The following is a 20,030-nucleotide window of genomic DNA, read 5'->3' as shown; positions in this document are numbered from 1 at the left end:
TCCTGAGAAGGCAGAAAAGGCTGTCTCGAGGCCCGAATGGAGCGAACAGTAGCGTGAGACGTCTGAATAGGACCTCTCAGCTGCTGAAAGAAGACGAGTAAGTAGCGTGAGACGTCTGAATAGGACCTCTCAGCTGCTGAAAGAAGACGAGTAAGCAGGTTTGCGTCCTGAGAAGGCAGAAAAGGCGGTCTCGRRGCCCGAATGAAGTGAAAGGTTCTTCCCAATTATAGGCCAAAGCTACTTGTCCCGAACCAACTCCAGCTCCTCCAGCGTATAACGATGCTCCCACAAAAATATCATATCGTATTTTGTCGAGTCTCTTTCGACAAAGCGGGCGATGCCTGCGATGACGCCCCCAATAACAACTCCAAAAGCGACAATCCAACCCATCAGAGCAAACACTTGATCGACCATGCACATCCACTCCCCTTAAAGCTTTCCGTAGGAAAGCTATCTTCGTAGATAAGACTTCCATGCCGCGTTGCTGCACCACTGATGAATGAAAATTTTTAATTTTCAGGGCAGAAAGTATAAATTTTATACTTTTGCTTCGCACTCTACCTTGATAAACGCGCTCGTCCCTGAAAGACGACGGAGTCGTTTATCCTTGGTAAGCGTTGGCCCTATGCGCTATGAACCTATATACTATGGATATGCTGCCATATTTTGAAACATGTGTGACAATTCAAAGGGGTTAAAAGGCGAGTAAATTCATCCGAAATAACGAGGTAAGATAGTTTATTTATAGTCTTTTTCTCCGATTGACACAGACTCGTCAAGGATGGTAAGATCACCTCTGTAAGCAAGAACATACAACTTTTGGAAAAGAAATTACGTTCGATGCAAGTTTTCTTACAACAACACTAAAGGAGGGTTTCAAATGATTGATATGGTTATGGATCCAATTACCCATCGCAGATTTACAGATAAAAACCATACAATTTCATATTTGGTAACCCGAATGTTAGCCGGAAGCGCGTGATTTGTGCTTGTTCGGCTACCTGCCGCCTCTTCACATACGCTATTTAAAAGCGCGGGTTACGAAGAAGTTCGTAACGAGCGCTTTTCTGTTTCATAGAAGGCATATCGCTGCGTGCGGTGTGCCTTTTTTGTGTGGATTTAGGTCATTTTGGACAGCGCCATTTGAGAGGAGTGACATCATTACATGTTTACGGTATTAAAAAAGTTAGCTTGGTTTTTCCGCATGAATTGGATTCGTTACACGATCGCCATTGGACTGCTTATTATTGTTGGAATCATTGATGTAATTCCTCCGAAATTGATTGGCTACGCGATTGACGGTATACACATGGGAACTTTGACGGGGAGCAAATTGATCCAATTGCTCGCATTTTGGGGGGCGTTAATTGTAGCTGGGTACGGGTTATCCTACGTCTGGCTGTATCAGCTATTTGGCGGCGCTTTCGTGCTGGAACGTATTCTTAGATCTCGGTTAATGAGACAGCTGCTGCGGATGACGCCTACCTTCTATGAGCGCAACCGCACGGGAGACCTGATGGCGAGAGCAACGAATGACCTGCAAGCGGTGTCGACGACAGCGGGCTTTGGGATTTTGACCTTCGTAGACTCGACGTTATTTATGCTTACCATCTTAAGCATGATGGGATTCTTCATTAGCTGGAAGCTGACTCTCGCTTCGATTATCCCGCTGCCCATTATGGCCGTTGCGATTACGATCTATGGGGGGCGTATCCACGAGAGATTCTTGCTCGCTCAGAATGCCTTTGGAGAAATGAACGATCGGGTGTTGGAGACGATAGCCGGTGTTCGCGTTATCCGCGCTTTTGTACAAGAGAAAGCCAGTGAACAAAGCTTCAAAACAATGACAGACGATGTATATCGCAAAAATATCGCGGTAGCCGTGATCGACGCCCTTTTTGAACCAACGGTCAAAATCCTAGTGGGCATTTCCTATTTAATCGGATTATGTTACGGCGGATATTTGGTGTTTCATAGTGAATTGACGCTCGGAGAGCTCGTGTCCTTCAATACATTCCTTGGCATGCTGATCTGGCCGATGTTCGCCATTGGCGAGTTAATGAACATTATGCAGCGCGGGAACGCCTCCCTCGATCGGGTGAATGAAACGCTTGGTTACAAGCCGGATGTAAAAGAGGATCCAAATGCGACGACGCTGCTGCTGCCGAACTCGATAAATTTTAAAGGAGTAACGTTCCGCTATCCTTCCTCTTCTATTGATAACTTGGTGAATATTAATTTCCACCTGCAGCGTGGGCAGACGCTCGGTATTGTAGGACGTACCGGAAGCGGAAAAACAACGCTGCTTAAACAGCTGCTAAGAGAGTATCCAATAGGTCAAGGTGCGATTGTTATTTCGGAAATGCCGATCGAGAAGTTAACCATCGACACGCTGCATGGCTGGATTGGTTACGTACCGCAAGAGCCGGTTCTTTTCTCCAAAACGGTGAAAGAGAACATCATGCTCGGACGCGGCCAAGGAACGGAGGAGGAGCTGTTACAGGCGCTAGAGCTTGCCGCGTTCCGCAAGGATGTGGAGTTCTTACCAGATGGCCTTCAAACGTTGGTAGGTGAAAAAGGCGTCGCCTTATCCGGCGGTCAGAAGCAGCGCGTTTCGATAGCGCGGGCGCTTTATGTAAACCCCGAAATTCTCATGCTGGATGACGCGCTTTCTGCGGTGGATGCCAAAACAGAGGCTGAAATCATTCGCGGTATCCGGTCGGAACGAGCCGGCAAAACGACACTCATCACGACGCACCGACTCTCTGCTGTTCAGCATGCGGATTGGATTCTTGTGCTAGATGAAGGTTATATCGTGGAAGAAGGCACGCATGAGCAGCTTGTCGCGCTCGGCGGGTGGTATAAAGAGCAGTATGACCGTCAGCAGTTAGAAGAACAGACGAAGGTTTAGTCAATAGATATCCGATGAAAAGAAGGTGAGAACCCTCATGAAACAAACAGGTAAGCGATTATTTCAATACGCGGCGCTATTCAAAAAGCCCCTGCTTATTGCGCTGTTATTCTTATCGGTTGCGGTGGCAACAGAGCTGGCAGGACCTTTTATTGCGAGACAGATGATTGATACACACATTCTCGGTATCGAGAAGCCGTGGTACGAGACAACGTCTGCGACGCAGACGGGCAAGGCTGTCCCCGCGAATGGGATTTTTTATAAGCGAAGCGACAACTTCGCGGTAGGCGAGCCGAAAGGGAAGGAAGTTCGCATTTTGCAGGTGGGCAGCCAGTTCGTATGGGTGGATCAGCCGATCGTCTTTGATGGCGCACGCAAGCTAGCAGACAATGGTAAGCTGACAATTACACAAGGGACGGAAGAAGCGGAGTATGCGGTTAGGAAGCTGAGTATTCAAGAGCTCTATACGTTCTATAAACCGGAATTTAACAGTCTAATGAAGCTTGCAGGGTTTTATTTACTCTTAATCATTATTGGTGCAGGTTTTACCTATGGACAAAAATATTTACTACAATCAGCGGCTAATCGGATTATACAGCGCATGAGAAGTGATGTTTTTGCACAAATTCAGCGACTGCCTATCAACTATTTTGATAATCAGCCTGCGGGTAAAATTGTATCGAGGATTACGAATGATACGGAGTCTGTCAGGGACCTGTATGTACAGGTGCTTGCGAACTTTTTTACAGGTACGATCTATATTGTGGGCATCATCGCGGCTTTATTCGTTCTAGATTACAGATTGGCTTTATTCACACTTCCGGTTATTCCGCTGCTTTATGTTTGGATCATTGTTTACCGTAAATATGCGTCCTTCTATAATCATGAAATTCGGGAGCGGATCGGCTCGATCAATGGGATGATCAATGAGGCGATTCAAGGCATGACGATCATTCAAGCTTTTCGGCGGCAAAAGGAAACGATTCATGAATTCGAACAATTGAACGATGAATATACGAAATATCAGAATAAACTGCTTAGCTTGAACTCGCTGACCTCTCATAACCTGATGAATGTGGTTCGGAACTTATTCTTCTTCGGTCTGATCTGGTATGTCGGGGGCAGTTCAATCAACTCATTGATCACTGTCGGTGTGCTGTACGCTTTCGTCGATTATCTAAATCGGATGTTTCATCCGATGGTCGGGATCGTGAATCAGCTGCCGAATTTGGAGCGTGCTCTAGTATCCGCTGACCGTGTATTCGAGCTGCTGGATGAGCAGGGTATCGACGTGGCCGCTGAGAAAGCGGATCGCTATCTAGGCAATGTGAAGTTCGAACATGTTCGCTTCGCCTACAAAGAAGGGGAGGATGTGCTCAAGGACATCTCCTTCGAGGCCAAACAGGGACAGACGGTGGCGCTTGTCGGCCATACCGGATCGGGCAAAAGCTCGATCTTGAATCTGCTCTTCCGCTTCTACGATGTGAACGAAGGCCGGATCACGGTGGACGGCCGCGATGTGCGGGAGATACCCAAACAGCTGCTGCGTCAGCATATGGGCATCGTGCTGCAAGATCCGTTCCTGTTCACAGGGACGATTGCGTCCAATGTCAGTCTGGACGATCCGTCCATCACCCGTGAACGGGTGGAGGCTGCGCTGCGCGAGGTAGGCGCAGATGAGATGTTCAAGAGCCTGCCGCACGGCATCGATGAGCCCGTGATCGAGAAGGGCAGCACGCTGTCTGCCGGGCAGCGGCAGCTGATCTCTTTTGCCCGGGCGCTGGCGTTCGACCCGGCGATTCTGATCCTCGATGAGGCGACGGCCTCCATCGACACGGAGACCGAGGCCATCATTCAGGCCGCGCTCGAAGTGCTTTCGAAGGGGCGGACCACCTTCATCATTGCCCACCGCCTGTCGACGATTAAGAGCGCCGACCAGATTCTTGTGCTCGACCACGGCGAGATCGTCGAGCGTGGCAACCACGAGGAGCTGATGAGGCTCCTCGGCCGGTACTACCAGATGTACCAGCTGCAGCAGGGACATCCGGAAACAGCCTCGGCCGCTGAGAGCGAAGTGCGCAGCGTATTGTAGGGCAGGTAGCCAGCCGTCGGACTTATTGTCCGGAGGCTGGCTTTGGCTTTTCTGAGTTGATAAGAATGTATAAGTTGTATACTTTTGCTCCGCATAAACCTTGATAAACGCACTCGTCCTGAAGGACGACGGAGTCGTTTATCTTAGGAAACGGTATATGAAATGTTGCTGTCACCGTATCATTGATGCTTCAGATTAGTTTCGTATTTCTAGCATTTGATCAGCAATAGGTTCACTTCCCTTTAGGAAATTGAGGTAAGGAAAAAGCCTACCAAATGGTAGACTTTGTATGATATATTAAGTTGGTACAGGACAACCTCGGGTGAGCATTCTCCTCCAGAAAGGAGGGTGATGCCATGGAAACTTTCCAAACGATTGTAATCATGCTTGCGTTCGGTAGCTTTATACTGGCGCTATTGACATACATCGATAAACGGAAGTAACCCACTCATAGGTTGAAGGCCTAGTGGGTTACTGCTCTGCGTTACTACCCGGAGGGTATTCACACCCAAGTCTGTGCAGGAGATGGTGTTGGCCGCACCGTCTCTTTGTTATTATAATCATACTACGTATGCTTTAGACACGCAATATAAAAGGGAAACAGCCTATTGCAGCATCTGAACCAGAATGAACTCCACTGCGGACAAGGCTCTTTAACCGCACTAAAGACTATCTGTCGGTCCTATGCTACAATAAGTAATATTTCCCTATTTGAAATGGAGGAGCATCATGCGTCCAGAAACGATTCGATTGTTAAACTTGCTTCAGCTTTTGTCCGAAATCGCTATTGCTGTCGGATACTTGCTTGGTCTTATTCCGTTTGTATATTTGTGGTCGTGCTCTTGGGTGATCCCACTCGTGTTTGTCAACCTGGTCTTTGCCATACTTACAAGCAATGGGACCACGACCAAGACGGTCATCAATATTGTTATGGCTTTCTTGAGTTTTATCCCTGTTGCAGGGTACCTTTTCCGTGTGATAGGGATCGTTGTTTCATGGATCAACATCCAGGCATTGGCGAAGGGAAGAAGATGAGGTTACTAGTTGCTCGTATAAAAAAAGACGGGTGGAGGCCAGTTTAGTTGGCTTCCATCCGTCTTTTTTTTACAAAATTTTTGGTAAGGGGAGGGTGAGGTGACGAAGTTAAAAAGGTAAGGCAAGTTGTACTGCGTACAACAATTTCCTTGATTTCTGCTTGGAAATCCTAGATTGTTGTACATTCTACAACAATCTAGTCTGTTTATAGGCTATACAGCTACTTTAGGCTGAAATTGTTGTAGTTTTTGATAGTTTTTGCAACAATCGCGCTGACAACAGTGAATTAGCTTTTATAAAGTTGTACAAAGTACAACAATCACACGGATGGGTTAGCGATTGTTTCAGCATTACGTCTCTTGGGCGTAGATTGCTTTGCCTCAGCCATAAATCACTCTCAACCAAGGACGCGTAAGCCGAGTGTTATATTTTGTTTGCTCTGTTCTGCTCTGTTCTGTTCTGTTCTACTCTACTCTACTCTACTAGCTAATAAGCAATCCCCACACGCACCCCTACATACTCGCCATCGAGAGCGGCTCGGTACGTGAAAGCCGCGGTGTCGCCAACGGAGATGGACATCCCGCCTTCGGGCAAATAGTCCCGCTGGGCGCGGTACTGCCCCAGTGGCTCGCCGTCGGGTAAATAAGTTGGACAGACGACTGTCCAACTTAAGCCCGAGGCGGCGAGCTGCTCCCACGCTTTGCGATGCTCCTCAGCGGCGCGCGTCCTAGAGCGCCGGGAGTCCGGCGCCTCATAGCGCAGCAAGCCGGGATGCTCTCTGCTTTGCAGAATGCCGGCTGTACCGACAGTGACGATTCGGCTCACGCCGTGTGTCTTCATAGCCTCTATGAGTAGAGGCGTGAACTCGGTCAGCACCGTGCCGCCATCGGTGCCGAGGCAGCTTATGACCAGCTCCGCCCCGCGGAGGGCAGCATGTAGATCATCTCTGTTACGAGCGTCGCCTTCCAACAAGGCTAAGCCTTCGGAGTGAATTCCCGTCAGCTTCTCCGGGCTTCGAACGAGCGCTGTGACTTCGTGGCCGTCCGCTAGTGCTTTTTCCAATATTCTTCTTCCTACTCTACCTGTGGCTCCTAGTATGAGAATATGCATGATTGGGGCCTCCCTGTTTCGTTAATGGTTATCATTATTATACCGCTTATCACACTCGTGGAGGAACTTAGTCGAGCTTGTGCTCACATTCTCTTGATACTCTATTTTCTGCAAACATGTCGCCAACATCGATCCCTTTGAACGCTACTTGAACCGAGTGGATGAATCCAGCATAATAGGAGGTACTTGATTACGGCAAAGAAGGGGATTTCCCAAGCATGAGAATTAATAAATTTATTAGCGAAACCGGTGTTTGCTCCAGACGGGAAGCGGACAAGTGGGTAGAGGCGAAGCGCGTTACGATTAATGGTGAGGTTGCTGGACTGGGGAGTGTCGTTGGCCCTGGGGATGAGGTTCGGATCGATGGTCGACCGATTGGCGAGAAGAAGGAACATGTTTATATTGCACTCAACAAGCCTGTAGGGATCACAAGTACAACAGAAGCGCATATCAAAGGCAACATTGTTGATTTCGTCGGGCATTCGGAGCGTATTTTTCCGATCGGCAGACTGGATAAAGATTCTGAAGGGCTCATCCTTTTGACCAATAACGGAGATATTGTGAATCAGATTCTGCGAGCGGAGAACAACCATGATAAAGAATACATCGTGACGGTCAATCGACCGATTACACCGATGTTTTTGCAAGGAATGGCGAGCGGGGTCCGAATTCTGGGCACGATGACGAAGCCTTGTGAGATTTACCAAGTTGGCGACCGCGTTTTCCGAATCATTCTCACGCAAGGGCTTAACCGGCAAATTCGTCGGATGTGCGAAGCGTTCGGGTATCGGGTAGTGCGTTTGCAGAGGGTTCGGATCATGCATATCCATCTGGGCAATTTGAAAGTGGGCAAATGGCGGAATTTGACGCAAGGTGAAATGCAGGATTTAATGCATACACTTAGCAAGGAGAACTCCCAATCAAGATAATATTTGCAATAAAAATTACACATGTATGTTCATTCGATCAAGGGTGCGCAAACATGTGTTTTTTGTTGAGTCGTCTAGAGTTTTAGCTATAAACCGTTTCGATCTAGCGACATTTCGTGTATATAAAAATATGTAGCATTTATTGAGTGTTCTAAAGCAACTTTTTTCCAGTTATATACGTCGAGGATTATTATGGAAGATCTATGTCTCTAAAGCTTTTGAAACGCAAAATGTTGAGGAGGAAGATGACTTTGAAATTAATCAAACAAGCAGGAACGCTGGTACTCGCTTCGACTCTGCTGCTTACTGCTGCGCCAGGGGTTTGGGCGGCTGAAGCTGGTGTAGGAAGCACGTCCATTGCACCCCCTGTATCACCCGGTAAGGATGATAAGCAGCTGGATGCCAAAATTACCAAAGAACAAGCCATTGAACGAGTGAAAACCTACATAACGCTGCCGGAAGGCTATACGTTTCAATCCATTAGTCTGAATGCTTATTACAGTATGAATGGCCGGAATTTCCCGACGTGGAACATTAATTATACCAAAATGGTAAAAGATCGAAATTACGGTTCTTTAAACGTATCGATTAACGGCTTGGACGGAACGCTGACCTCCTTTTCCATGAATGACAATGACCCTGACCACAAACCAAGCTATCCGCCGAAAGTGGATTTCAAAGCTGCCAAGGAAGTCGCTTCTGCCTTTATAAGCAAAGTGAATCCAGATAAGCAGAAGGAGCTAGTATATAATGATACAGAGGAGAATGCATTTCGTACGCCGCTGAATGGTAATTACCAGTACAATATTCGGTTCGATCGATCTGTTGGCGGTGTGCCTTTTGCTCCGAATGGTATCAGTGTGGTCGTCAATGGGGAAGGACAGGTTACGAATTATAACTACAATTGGGATGATAATGTCACGTTTCAGCAGAATGTAACGCCGATTTCCAAGGAGAAAGCTGCGCAAAAGTTCCGTGATAAGGCGAATCTTACTCTGCTTTATCAGATTCCATACGGTGCCAAAGGCAAGAAAATACCGATTATTTCCTACATGCTTGGCGGCTTCTCTCTGAATGCAGAAACCGGCGAGATTTGGAATCCAGTTCAAGGGATGGAAGATGCTGAGGGGAACAAGCCGTTAACCGATAAGCCACTGGCTGCTAAGCCAGCTGCTACTTTGGACCTGACAAAGGAAGAGGCTATTAAGAAGGTGACAACGGCCTTCAATCTTTCCTCCGACTACAAAATCCAAGAAGCATCCTATAATGAATCGACCAACCCTGAAACAGGGGAAACCAATTCGAACTGGAATTTAAGTTGGAATGAGGCGTCTGAGAAGGATTCCAAAGTTAAAATCGTCGGTAAAGGCGCATGGGCTAGCGTGAACAGCAAGACAGGAGAGATTACAAATTACAGCAGCTACATCCCTTACGGTCCTGACGCCGATAAAGATATAGAGGGTAAAATTGCTCTGGAAGATGCGATAACAACCGGTGTTGATTTTGTGAAAAAGCAGCTTCCTGCTTATACCGATCAGTTGTCGCTTCGTGTGCAATCGGCTAAAAATTATTCGGAAGATCAGCTGAAGCATATGCGCAATTGGGATATTAGTTTTAAGCGCGTGATTGATGGCGTAAATGCTGGGAATGAAGAAGTGACGGTAAGCATCGATCGTGTGACTGGTCAAATTACCGGTTATCACTTCTCTATCAGCAATATGCCATACCCACAGCAAAAGCCGCAGGTACTGGCCATCGATAAAGCCAAGGATCTTTGGCTTGCGCAGTTCGACATCAAGTTAAATTATGTGGCCCAAGGCAGCGGGTTCATCGGTGGAATTCCACTAGAGAAATATAGAGTGATGGTGGCAGCTGGGGATGTTCCGCAATCCATGGATCTGAAGACAGACGGGAAACTAGAAGCTAAGCTTGTTTATTCACTCGTTCCCAAATTCAACCGTGAACCTTTCCTCTTGGATGCACAAAACGGTCAATGGCGGAATAGTGAAACGGGTGAAGTAATTTCCTTGGATAAAGTGACAGTAAGCGACATTGACAATCACTGGGCGAAAAATGAGCTTCAGCTTATGCTGGATTATCAAGCGCTGGATGTGAAGGATGGCAAAGTGAATCCGGATCAAACCATTCAACGTGGCGAGTTGGTCAAAATGCTCGTTATTGCCATGAATGGCGGCAACGGTGGTATTTATTACGGGGCAGAACGGAAGGCATCTTTCGCCGATGTGAGCAAATCTTCTCCTTATTTTGCCTATGTCGAAAATGCCGTTGATCGCGGTTTGCTTGATGCAGGTACTGATTTCAACCCGGAAGCTGCGATGAATCGGGAAGAAATGGCACAGCTGATCGTGAAGGCGCTTGGCTATAAAAGCCTGACGAAGTTCGACGGCATCTTCAATAGCAATTTCGCAGATGCTATTAAACTTAAGCATGTTGGTGACGCAGCGATTGTGGTGGGGCTGAATATTATGTCTCTGGACGATGGACAATTCGCACCTCAGCAAGAAGTGACGAAAGCACAGGCGGCTAGCGCCTTCTACCGCTTTTTGCAAAGACGTTCTGAGCTTCAGGAGCAGTCTCGTTACTATTACTAAATATGTGGTTGAGGGGAGTTAAATAACTTCTCTCATAACCAATAAAAGAAGCCTCTAAATCCACAGTTGGTGGGTTTGAGGCTTCTTGTGGTTGAGCGGTCTAAAGATATTATCGTACTCTCTCTGATAGCGCTGCCAATATTATTTTCGTACAGGCGGACAGAGTTGTGCTACAATAATCTTTAAAACTTTAATAGCACAATGTGGAGAAAGGAAGTATGAGAAAATGGTTGTTTCCAGTAAAGTAGGTTTGGAAGATATTATTAGGGCCAATCATGTGCTCAGCAGGGTGATCGAACCATCGCCTTTGCAACGCAATGAGCTGCTCTCTAACTTGTATGAATGCAACGTTTATCTTAAACGTGAAGATATGCAAATTGTTCGTTCTTTCAAAATTCGCGGAGCGTATAATGTGATCCAAAGCTTAACACCGGAGGAACGCGAAGCGGGTGTCGTGTGTGCGAGCGCCGGCAATCATGCGCAGGGCGTGGCATATTCCTGCAAACAGCTTGGTATTGAGGGCAAAATATTCATGCCGACAACAACGCCTAGACAAAAGATTTCCCAAGTTAAGCTATTTGGCGGATCCTTTGTTGAAGTTATTCTCACAGGTGATTCATTCGATGATTCCTCTAACCAAGCCAAGGCCTACTGCACAAAGGAGAATAAGGTGTTCATACATCCTTTCGATGATATTCGTACGATTGCCGGGCAAGGTACGGTTGGCCTTGAGATTATGAATCAAATGCCCGAATCTCCAGACTTTATCTTCGCAACGATTGGCGGAGGCGGTCTTGCAGCGGGAGTTGCGACCTATGTGGACAGTGTTTCTCCACGAACGCGCATCATCGGTGTTGAGCCGGAGGGCGCGGCAAGCATGACGGAAGCGCTGAAGCAGGGGAAGGTCGTGACCTTATCCACGATTGAGAAGTTCGTAGACGGAGCAGCCGTGAAGCGAGTGGGTGAGCTTACCTTTGAGATTTGCAAAGAGAAGCTTGAGGATATCGTCATTGTTCCTTCCGGCAAGGAATGTACAACTATTTTGGAGCTGTACAACAATAACGCGATTGTCATTGAGCCTGCTGGCGCACTCCCGGTCGCAGCACTCGATGCTTATCGGGAGCAGATTCGCGGTAAGAATGTCATCTGTATTATCAGCGGCGGCAACAATGACATTGACCGTATGCAGCAGATTAAAGAAAGATCGCTCGTGTACGAAGGCTTGAAGCACTACTTTATTCTTAATTTCCCGCAGCGTGCGGGTGCCTTGCGCGAATTTCTGGAAGAAGTCTTAGGACCCACAGACGATATTACACGATTTGAGTATACGAAAAAAAATAATAGGGACGATGCTCCGGCGCTGGTCGGCATTGAGCTCAAAAATAAAGATGATTATGAGGGGCTTATTGAGCGCCTATCCCAGAAGGATTATGGCTATATCGAAATAAATAAGGATCCCAAGCTCTTTAACTTGCTTATTTAAGGAAAAATAGCCAAATGTGGAATGGATATGATATAGTTAATTAGTCCCACTTATTGCTCTTAATATCGTAAAAGGCAAACTTATCGAAAGGTAAGGACGCAAAGCTGCAGATCTAAGGTTGCTCTCGCAACAATGATGGCTGGGCTGCCGACAGGTTGCAGTTTACCTAAACAGGTACACCTACGGCTATTCCGATGAGGAATAGCCTTTTTTTAATATCAGATAAGGAGGTTTAAGAATGAGAGGCATACTTTCTAAGTGGATACATCATATGAAAGCACAAACGCTGGCCTATTTGGGCGTACTGGGCTTCTTTTTGTTGACCTTGAATCTACTTGCTGCTTCTTCTTTCTCCTTCTCGCCTTACGTTTACATTAGTATGCTTTTTCAGGCACTAATCTGTCTATTTTTTGCGAAAAGTATCCGTCACTTGCTTCTTACTAGTAAAGAGCAGGAAGAAAAGAGCAAACAACTAGCCTTTCTGGCTTATCATGATACATTGACGGGATTACCCAATCGACGATTGTTTAATGACCGATTGGAGCGTACACTTCTGCACGCGAAGCGTAATGAACAACTGGCGGCTGTTATGTTCTTGGACATGGACAGATTCAAGGATGTCAATGATTCATTAGGCCATGCCAATGGAGACCGTTTAATTCGCCTTGCAGCAGAACGTTTGCTGGGCTGCCTGCGGGGATCGGATACGGTGTACCGCCAGGGTGGCGACGAGTTTACTATTTTACTAGAATCTTTTGCAAAGCCTGATGATGCAAGAGTTGTAGCTTCTCGCATTCAAATGGCTCTGGAAGAGCCTTTTATCCTAGATGGGATGCCTGTAACCATAACGGCTAGTATAGGGATAGCTCTGTATCCGTTAGATGGTCAGCTGCCTGAGCAGCTCATGGCGTTTGCAGATGAAGCGATGTATGCGGCCAAAAACCGGGGACATAACCAGTTCCAATTCTATGCCTCTGACATCGATGCCATGGTGAAGAGTAAAGCTCACATAGAGAAAGAGCTCCGATTGGCCATAGATAACAATCAATTTGAAATCCTCTATCAGCCTCAATATGAAATAACAAACCGGAAATTAATCGGAATGGAAGCGATCATTCATTGGAGTAAGGGAGACAACCTCCTCGCAACTAGTATGGATTGGAAGAAAGCTGCCGAGGAAATGGGTTTCATGATACCCATTGGGAAATGGGCTGTAAGAACGGCGTGCAGACAGATGAGAATCTGGCAGGACGAGGGTTATACACCGTTAAGAATGACCCTAGCAGTAACAGCTTCGCAGTTTAAAGATGAGCATTTTATTGAAGAAATTGCCGTTGTTTTGAAAGATACAGGTATGGATCCGATGTTGGTGGAACTGGACCTTACGGAAAGTATCACATCTTCTAATGTACAAGAGGCTAGCGAGAAATTGATTATGCTGAAGAAATTCGGTGTGCGTATCGTGATGGATGACTTGTGTACAGGCCTATTTACACGAAGCGGGCTCGAAGGGATGCCGTTAGATAGCGTTAAATTGGACAGCACATTAATTCGGGATTTGGTAGATGACGATGAGAATCAGCTGCTGGCTGCTGCCATTATTCGCATGGCTCACCGGCTAGGTCTGAATTTGATTGCAAAGGGTGTTGAAACGGAAGAACAACTAGAGCACTTGAGACTTTTGCAGTGTACGGAAGTGCAAGGAATGCTGTTCAGCAGCCCGTTAGGACCCGAACAATTCATGAGACTTATGAACGATAAAATTAACAAAGGGTAATCTAGATTTTATTGACCAACGGTAGTATAATAAATAATTGGGGCTTGGAACCTATATTGTAGGGGCTTACAAAAAGACCATGTCAACTTGTGTGACATAACGAATTATGGTATTTTGCTGGAGTATCGCTTTGATCTTGAGTTTCAAAATGATACACTCATCTATAGCCAGTCTTACATAATTTAACTAATTTTGGTCAACCTACAAAGTAAGAGTTCATGGTTTTAAATTAAATGATCTTATGGGGGTAATAATGATGAAGAAAATGCTTTCAACAGCTCTTATGGCTGTAACGGTTTCTGCATTAGCTCTTTCCGGCTGTGCCAAAAAAGAAGAAACAAAACCGGCGGCTTCAGGGACTCCAACTACGACTGCTGCAGCTTCAGCGGCGCCAGGCAATGCCAGCGGTAAAGACTTCAAAATCGGAATGGTTACCGATATTGGTGGCGTCAACGATAAATCTTTTAACCAAAGTGCATGGGAAGGTTTGAAGGCGCTTGAGAAACAAACAGGCGTTAAAGTGAAAAACCTTGAAAGTAAAGGCGATGCAGATTATACGCCTAACCTAAACCAATTCGTTAAAGACGGTTACAACCTGACTTGGGGTATCGGCTTCTTGATGGGCGATTCACTAAAAACAGTAGCCACTCAAAACCCAAATGCTAAATTAGCGATCATTGATAATGTCGTTGAAGCTCCAAACGTAGAATCCGTAACATTCTCTGAGCAAGAAGGTTCTTACCTTGTAGGGGTAGTTGCAGGTCTAACAACAAAATCAAACAAAATCGGTTTCGTTGGCGGTATCGACATCCCGGTTATCAAACGTTTTGAAGCTGGTTTCGTTGCTGGCGTTAAAGCGGTTAATCCAAATGCTAAAGTTCAAATTAACTATACAGGCGCTTTTGATAAGCCTGACCTTGGTAAAGCAGCAGCAGCTACGATCTATAACGATGGCGCTGATGTTATTTTCCACGCAGCTGGTTCCACAGGTAATGGTGTATTCAACGAAGCGAAAGACCGCGCTAAAAACGGTAAAAAGGTTTGGGTTATCGGCGTAGATAAAGACCAATCCCTTGAGTTCGGCGATGAAGTTACACTGACTTCCATGTTGAAACGTGTTGACACTGCCGTTGTTCGTGTTTCCAAAGACATTATCGACAACAAATTCCAAGGTGGGAAAGTGGTTACACTTGGTCTGAAAGACGACGGTGTAGGCCTTCCTGAAACTTCCAAGAAAAATGTGACTGCGGAAATTTTGAAAAAAGTGGATGAGTACAAAGCAAAAATTATTAGCGGCGAAATCAAAGTTCCTGAAAAACCTTAATTTTGGTATAAAAGGCGTTAAGGTTACGAACGATAGGTTTGCTTCTGTTCAAACAAGGCTAGTTATAATAACTAGCCTTGTTCTTTAGTTTTAGAGGTAATTAAAAAAATTGATCCTTAGGGTGATCTGATGAGTGAAGTAGTCCCTGTTGTTGAACTTAGCAACATTACGAAGCGATTTCCAGGCATAGTTGCGAATGATGCCATTAGTTTAAAGCTGATGAAGGGCGAAATTCATGCCTTGCTTGGCGAAAATGGCGCGGGTAAATCAACACTAATGAACATTGTGTTCGGACTTTATCAGCCGGATGAAGGTAACATTAAAGTGCAAGGCAAAGAAGTATTTATTGATAGCCCGAATCGTGCTATCGAGCTCGGCATTGGTATGGTGCATCAGCACTTCAAGCTGGTTCAGCCATTTACCGTAACAGAAAACATTATTTTGGGCATGGAGCCCAAAAAAGGATCGAAAATCGATTACAAAACAGCGCAAGACAAAGTACGCAAGTTATCGGAGCAATATGGTTTGCGTGTGGATCCCAAAGCGAGAATTGAAGATATCTCCGTCGGCATGCAGCAGCGTGTGGAAATATTGAAAACGCTGTATCGCGGCGCCGATATTCTTATTTTTGATGAACCTACAGCTGTACTAACGCCGCAAGAGATTAGTGAATTGATGGTCATTATGCGCAATCTCGTTAAAGAGGGCAAATCCATCATTCTCATTACACATAAGCTGAAAGAAATTATGGAGATCGCCGATACCGTGACGATCATTCGTCGGGGGAAAGTGATTGATTCGCTCGAAATTTCGAAGTCGAATCCACAGATTCTAGCGGAGAAGATGGTCGGGCGCGACGTCTCCTTCAAAGTGAACAAGCAGGACGTGAAGCTTGGAGAACCCGTTCTTCAGGTGCAAGAACTAGTTGCGCGTAACCAACAGGGTTTGCCTGCTCTGAAGGGGCTTAACTTTGAGGTGAAAGCCGGAGAAATTCTGGGCATCGCCGGTGTAGATGGCAACGGACAGAGTGAATTAATCGAGGCCTTAACCGGGCTGCGTTCCATTGATAGCGGTCGTGTGCTGCTGATGGGAAGCGACATTACCAACCATACGCCGAGAGAAATCTCCGAGGCTGGCTTGTCGCATATTCCTGAGGACAGGCACAAGCACGGGCTCGTGCTCGATTTTACAATGAGCGAGAACATGGTGCTGGAAACATATTTTCATCCTGCGTATAACAAAGCTGGCTTCTTGAATTATGAAGCTATCGATCGTCATGCGGAAGCGTTGATTAAGCAGTTCGACGTTAGAACGCCAAGTATCTACAATAAAGCGCGTTCTTTGTCGGGTGGTAATCAGCAAAAGGCGATTATTGCCAGGGAAATATATAAAAATCCCAATCTTCTCATTGCCGCGCAACCGACACGGGGATTGGATGTCGGTGCGATCGAGTTCGTGCATCGTCAATTGATCGAGCAGCGGAACAAAGGCAAAGCGGTACTATTGATTTCTTTTGAGCTGGATGAAATTATGAATGTGTCGGATCGCATTGCTGTCATCTATGAAGGGCAGATTGTGGGAGAAGTGCTGCCGCAGGAGACGAACGATCAAGAGATTGGACTTCTCATGGCTGGCAGTAAGCGCACAGAGAAAGGAGCTGCTCATGAATAAGGTTGCTCGCATTTTTACAAGTGAATCAGCGGTGAATCCGATCGTGGCGATTATACTTGGGCTGTTATTCGGAGCACTCGTGATGCTGGCAGGCGGTTATAATCCGATTGCCGCCTATGGGGCGCTATTTTCTCGTATTTTCGGTAATGCGTATGATATAGGTGAAGCCATTCGTGCGATTACCCCGCTTATTTTAACGGGATTATCCGTCGCATTCGCTTTTCGTACAGGCTTGTTTAATATCGGTGCCGAAGGGCAATTCGTTATGGGTATGACGGGGGCTACATTTATTGGTGTCAAAGTGACAGGTCTTCCATGGATCATTCATGCTCCGTTAGCTGTTATCGTTGGTGCACTTATTGCTGGCCTGTGGGGAGCTATTGCTGGCTATTTGAAAGCAAAGCGTGGCGTTAATGAAGTTATTACAACGATTATGTTGAACTGGATCGCTTTGTTCCTGTCGAATTATATCATTAATCAATTTCTTCTAGAGCCGAAGCAACAGCGCTCATATATGATTCAAGAATCAGCATCTCTGAGCATCACATGGCTATCGGCTATGCTTGAGAATGCGAGGATGCACTGGGGTACACTCATTGCGATACTCGCAGCGGTTGTATTCTATATCATCTTATGGAAAACGAAGCAAGGCTACGAGCTGCGAGCAGTTGGTCATAACATCGATGCCGCGAAATATGCCGGAATGAACGTGAACAAGAACATTATCAAAGCGATGTTTATCTCAGGCGTTTTTGCCGGGCTAGCGGGCGTGTTTGAAGTCCTTGGTGTATTCCACTATCAAGTTGTTTCAGCTGGCTTCCCAGGGTACGGGTTTGATGGGATTGCAGTATCCCTGCTAGGTGCTAATAATCCGATAGGGATTGTGCTTGGAGCTGCACTGTTCGGCGGATTGTCCTACGGTTCTGCTGGCATGAGTTTCGGTGCCGATGTGCCGCCTGAGATTATCCGTATTGTCATCGGTTCGGTCATCTTCTTCGTCGCAACCCAAGGTATCGTTAAATGGGTGCTCATCCCGTTCTATAGTAAACGCAAGAAAGAGAGGGCTACGTAACATGGACCTGCTCACCATGCTTAACGCGTTTTTCACGAAATTTAGTGAACTTATCAACACGACGCTCGTCTATTCGACAGCGCTCATCTTTGGAGCCTTGGGTGGGATTTACTCGGAGCGCTCCGGAGTCGTCAATATCGGGATTGAGGGCCTCATGGTTTCCGGGGCATTCGCTTCTGCCGTCGGCGCGTATTATGCAGAAGAGGCGAATATGGGTGTCTGGTCCCCATGGATCGGGTTACTGACTGCCATGTTATTTGCGCTCATTTTCGCTTTGATTCATGCGGTAGCGACGATTTCGTTCAAAGCCAATCAAGTCATCAGCGGTGTTGTGATTAACTTCTTGGCAGCAGGCGTAACGTTATATTTGGTCAAAGTGCTGTTCAATGGTGCTGGTCAAACAGAAACGTTAAATGATGTGTTTTCCAAATGGGAAATTCCGATTTTGTCCAAAATACCGTATATCGGCTATGCTCTCTTCAATGCCTATCCGACAACTTACATTGCCTTGATTCTCGTCGCGGTTACCTACTATGTGCTGTTCAAGACACCATTCGGTTTGCGTCTTCGTTCCGTTGGGGAGCACCCGAGTGCCGCGGATACCGTAGGGGTTAAAGTGAAGCGAATTCGTTACATCGCCGTGTTGATTAGTGGTCTCTTAAGCGGACTTGGCGGGGCGACCATTACGCTCACGACAACAAGTGCCTTTTCACATAACACGATCTCAGGTCAAGGGTTTATTGCAATGGCCGCGATGATTTTCGGTAAATGGCATCCAGTTGGCGCGCTGGGCGCAGCAGTCTTCTTCGGGATGGCGCAGGCGCTCAACAACTTCATGCGGTTGTTCGAATTCTCAAATTATATTCCGCAGGAATTCCTCTACATGCTGCCTTATGTACTGACTATTTTAGTGCTGGCAGGCGCAGTAGGTCGGGCTAAAGCACCCTCAGCTCTTGGTGAACCTTACGATCCGGGTAAGCGTTAAAATAAAACATGCACAGCTTTGGGAGAATTCCCGCGGCGGTGCATGTTTTTTTGTTGTATAGGAACTTATGCAAGATGCTGAATGATTCGCTTATTTTTGAACGGGAACTTGAATTTCAAACATGACTTCATTGGGATTATCCGTAATCGTAATATCGACTTGCATAATTTGGAGACCGTCGCCTGTCATACGATAGCCCGTTTCATGAAGATAATCAGATACTTTATTCAAGCTTTCGCTGCGATTCCTTAATAATTCTCCGTTGTAGCGAATACAGGCAAATAATCCGGCTGGAATGATTCTCAGGCACTGCTTTTGTATGTTTTCCTTTTCTTTTGCCACGACAAATATAACGGAGGGTTCTTCAAACCGTTTAGCCCGAATATCCGTCTCATCGATAATAATACCCAGTCGATTACTGGCAAGAATCGGTGCCTTCTCCGTAAGCATATTTTCTAGTCTGACCACACCGTAGCAAAGCTCCAAATTGTTATTGATTTTTTCGTTCAAAGTAATTATCTTCCTGCTTTTTATTTCGCGAAAGATAACCGAATGAAGTGCTCCTTCTTGCGCAGCCTCTTCAAGGTAAACGATTTTTTCTCTTATGTTTTCTTCCAGCTCGGCTAATTCATTCAATTTCAAAACAAGCTCCGCATGCTTGGCTTTTAGAATATCCGATGATTTCTTTAAGTTTCGTTCATTAAAATACAGCTTGATTTCGTCCAGGCTCATCCCGATCTGGCGCAGCTCTTTGATAGTCCCTAATATTTCATACTGAAAAATGGAATAATATCGATATCCTGTGTGGGGATCCACGAGTTGAGGCTTGAATAAGTCGATGCGATCGTAATGCCGCAAGGTCTCCGTGGTCATCCCGCGCAGCTTGGCCATCTCGCTAATCGTTAATTTTTCTTTCAATTGGGCCACCCCGCCATTTGAAATGCATGCCAAGTGTACTATAACATTTATGTTGACCTTTGTGTAACACAAAGCTTTACAATAAAAACTATAATTGAATAAGGTTGAATT

At 46.1% G+C, this 20,030-nt stretch carries 15 protein-coding genes and 1 riboswitch; of the genes, 12 read left to right on the top strand and 3 right to left on the bottom strand.

Features of this window, described 5'->3' with window-relative positions; genetic code table 11:
• Positions 1–237 precede the first annotated feature (237 nt).
• A complete protein-coding gene (locus ASG93_RS34970; protein ID WP_156410855.1) occupies positions 238–414 on the bottom strand; it encodes a hypothetical protein in 177 nt (58 codons plus the stop codon).
• Between the two features lie 751 nt (positions 415–1,165).
• On the opposite strand from ASG93_RS34970, the gene ASG93_RS09900 reads away from it, so the two are divergent.
• The 4 genes from ASG93_RS09900 (at position 1,166) to ASG93_RS09890 (ending at position 6,038) form a co-directional block, all read left to right on the top strand.
• Complete coding sequence (locus ASG93_RS09900) at positions 1,166–2,911, top strand: ABC transporter ATP-binding protein (protein WP_056831351.1); 1,746 nt, start codon at positions 1,166–1,168, stop codon at positions 2,909–2,911.
• A 37-nt stretch (positions 2,912–2,948) separates the two neighbouring features.
• Complete coding sequence (locus ASG93_RS09895) at positions 2,949–5,003, top strand: ABC transporter ATP-binding protein (protein WP_056831349.1); 2,055 nt, start codon at positions 2,949–2,951, stop codon at positions 5,001–5,003.
• Positions 5,004–5,359: 356 nt separating this feature from the next.
• The gene (locus ASG93_RS34965) at positions 5,360–5,446 is read left to right on the top strand and encodes a putative holin-like toxin (RefSeq protein WP_156389939.1); all 87 of its coding nucleotides are present in this window, start codon (positions 5,360–5,362) and stop codon (positions 5,444–5,446) included.
• A 286-nt stretch (positions 5,447–5,732) separates the two neighbouring features.
• The gene (locus tag ASG93_RS09890) at positions 5,733–6,038 is read left to right on the top strand and encodes a hypothetical protein (RefSeq protein WP_056831348.1); all 306 of its coding nucleotides are present in this window, start codon (positions 5,733–5,735) and stop codon (positions 6,036–6,038) included.
• 486 nt (positions 6,039–6,524) lie between these two features.
• Here ASG93_RS09890 and ASG93_RS09885 read toward each other — a convergent pair whose 3' ends face one another.
• On the bottom strand, positions 6,525–7,148 hold the full coding sequence (locus tag ASG93_RS09885; RefSeq protein WP_056831346.1) for an NAD(P)-dependent oxidoreductase: 624 nt from the start codon (positions 7,146–7,148) through the stop codon (positions 6,525–6,527).
• Positions 7,149–7,366: 218 nt separating this feature from the next.
• On the opposite strand from ASG93_RS09885, the gene rluF reads away from it, so the two are divergent.
• The 8 genes from rluF (at position 7,367) to ASG93_RS09845 (ending at position 19,001) form a co-directional block, all read left to right on the top strand.
• Complete coding sequence (gene rluF / locus ASG93_RS09880) at positions 7,367–8,077, top strand: 23S rRNA pseudouridine(2604) synthase RluF (RefSeq protein WP_056831340.1); 711 nt, start codon at positions 7,367–7,369, stop codon at positions 8,075–8,077.
• 251 nt (positions 8,078–8,328) lie between these two features.
• Complete coding sequence (locus ASG93_RS09875; protein ID WP_056831338.1) at positions 8,329–10,689, top strand: S-layer homology domain-containing protein; 2,361 nt, start codon at positions 8,329–8,331, stop codon at positions 10,687–10,689.
• Positions 10,690–10,915: 226 nt separating this feature from the next.
• Complete coding sequence (ilvA, locus tag ASG93_RS09870; protein WP_056831336.1) at positions 10,916–12,172, top strand: threonine ammonia-lyase IlvA; 1,257 nt, start codon at positions 10,916–10,918, stop codon at positions 12,170–12,172.
• Positions 12,173–12,235: 63 nt separating this feature from the next.
• Positions 12,236–12,324, top strand: a riboswitch (cyclic di-GMP riboswitch).
• Between the two features lie 86 nt (positions 12,325–12,410).
• On the top strand, positions 12,411–13,949 hold the full coding sequence (locus tag ASG93_RS09865) for a putative bifunctional diguanylate cyclase/phosphodiesterase (protein WP_056831334.1): 1,539 nt from the start codon (positions 12,411–12,413) through the stop codon (positions 13,947–13,949).
• Positions 13,950–14,205: 256 nt separating this feature from the next.
• Positions 14,206–15,273 (top strand): BMP family lipoprotein, encoded by a 1,068-nt coding sequence (locus ASG93_RS09860; protein ID WP_056831332.1) that lies wholly within the window; start codon positions 14,206–14,208, stop codon positions 15,271–15,273.
• A 129-nt stretch (positions 15,274–15,402) separates the two neighbouring features.
• Positions 15,403–16,944: an ABC transporter ATP-binding protein gene (locus tag ASG93_RS09855; RefSeq protein ID WP_056831330.1), complete on the top strand. Its 1,542-nt coding sequence runs from the start codon at positions 15,403–15,405 to the stop codon at positions 16,942–16,944.
• On the top strand, positions 16,937–18,016 hold the full coding sequence (locus ASG93_RS09850; RefSeq protein WP_056831329.1) for an ABC transporter permease: 1,080 nt from the start codon (positions 16,937–16,939) through the stop codon (positions 18,014–18,016). The genes ASG93_RS09855 and ASG93_RS09850 overlap by 8 nt, the downstream gene beginning before the upstream one ends.
• A gap of 1 nt (position 18,017) precedes the next feature.
• Entirely contained in the window at positions 18,018–19,001 is a 984-nt protein-coding gene (locus tag ASG93_RS09845; protein ID WP_056831328.1) for an ABC transporter permease, read from the top strand.
• Positions 19,002–19,091: 90 nt separating this feature from the next.
• On the opposite strand, the gene ASG93_RS09840 is transcribed toward ASG93_RS09845, so the two are convergent.
• Positions 19,092–19,919: a MerR family transcriptional regulator gene (locus ASG93_RS09840; RefSeq protein ID WP_063891830.1), complete on the bottom strand. Its 828-nt coding sequence runs from the start codon at positions 19,917–19,919 to the stop codon at positions 19,092–19,094.
• Positions 19,920–20,030: the final 111 nt, after the last annotated feature.

The sequence above is a fragment of the Paenibacillus sp. Soil787 genome (assembly GCF_001429545.1).
In the GTDB taxonomy this organism is placed as follows: Bacteria; Bacillota; Bacilli; order Paenibacillales; family NBRC-103111; genus Paenibacillus_E.
Note: the sequence above shows the minus strand (reverse complement) of the source record. Positions and strands in the feature narration are given on the sequence as shown.

Bases quoted from the DNA above. Each gene is read 5' to 3' on its own strand.
- ASG93_RS34970 (WP_156410855.1), bottom strand. From the start codon at position 414: ATGGTCGATCAAGTGTTTGCTCTGATGGGTTGGATTGTCGCTTTTGGA.
- ASG93_RS09900 (WP_056831351.1), top strand. From the start codon at position 1,166: ATGTTTACGGTATTAAAAAAGTTAGCTTGGTTTTTCCGCATGAATTGG.
- ASG93_RS09895 (WP_056831349.1), top strand. From the start codon at position 2,949: ATGAAACAAACAGGTAAGCGATTATTTCAATACGCGGCGCTATTCAAA.
- ASG93_RS34965 (WP_156389939.1), top strand. From the start codon at position 5,360: ATGGAAACTTTCCAAACGATTGTAATCATGCTTGCGTTCGGTAGCTTT.
- ASG93_RS09890 (WP_056831348.1), top strand. From the start codon at position 5,733: ATGCGTCCAGAAACGATTCGATTGTTAAACTTGCTTCAGCTTTTGTCC.
- ASG93_RS09885 (WP_056831346.1), bottom strand. From the start codon at position 7,148: ATGCATATTCTCATACTAGGAGCCACAGGTAGAGTAGGAAGAAGAATA.
- rluF (WP_056831340.1), top strand. From the start codon at position 7,367: ATGAGAATTAATAAATTTATTAGCGAAACCGGTGTTTGCTCCAGACGG.
- ilvA (WP_056831336.1), top strand. From the start codon at position 10,916: ATGGTTGTTTCCAGTAAAGTAGGTTTGGAAGATATTATTAGGGCCAAT.
- ASG93_RS09865 (WP_056831334.1), top strand. From the start codon at position 12,411: ATGAGAGGCATACTTTCTAAGTGGATACATCATATGAAAGCACAAACG.
- ASG93_RS09860 (WP_056831332.1), top strand. From the start codon at position 14,206: ATGAAGAAAATGCTTTCAACAGCTCTTATGGCTGTAACGGTTTCTGCA.
- ASG93_RS09855 (WP_056831330.1), top strand. From the start codon at position 15,403: ATGAGTGAAGTAGTCCCTGTTGTTGAACTTAGCAACATTACGAAGCGA.
- ASG93_RS09850 (WP_056831329.1), top strand. From the start codon at position 16,937: ATGAATAAGGTTGCTCGCATTTTTACAAGTGAATCAGCGGTGAATCCG.
- ASG93_RS09845 (WP_056831328.1), top strand. From the start codon at position 18,018: ATGGACCTGCTCACCATGCTTAACGCGTTTTTCACGAAATTTAGTGAA.